Annotated in this window: 2 rRNA genes; both read left to right on the top strand. The window is 56.7% G+C overall.

The window, feature by feature from the left end:
* A 16S ribosomal RNA gene (locus ETC00_RS20420) occupies positions 1–81 on the top strand; the annotation flags it as partial.
* Between the two features lie 99 nt (positions 82–180).
* Positions 181–297: ribosomal RNA gene (rrf, locus tag ETC00_RS20425) — 5S ribosomal RNA — on the top strand.
* The last annotated feature ends 8 nt before the right edge of the window (positions 298–305 follow it).

Here is a 305-nt window from a genome sequence, read left to right on the forward strand (position 1 = left end):
CCGCCGAAGGTGGGGCAGATGATTGGGGTGAAGTCGTAACAAGGTATCCGTACCGGAAGGTGCGGATGGATCACCTCCTTTCTACGGAGCTTTGGCAAGTCAACGCTTACTCGCTGTTCAGTTTTGAGGGAGCATGAATCTCTCTCATAAAAGTAAAGATTGGCACATTCATGTGCGTTGTCTGGTGACGATGGCGGAGGGGACACACCCGTTCCCATTCCGAACACGGCCGTTAAGCCCTCCAGCGCCGATGGTACTTGCCCCGAAGGGGGCCGGGAGAGTAGGACGTTGCCAGGCGGCTGCCT

This window comes from Brevibacillus sp. MCWH (genome assembly GCF_013096935.1).
Lineage (GTDB): Bacteria > Bacillota > Bacilli > Brevibacillales > Brevibacillaceae > Brevibacillus > Brevibacillus aydinogluensis.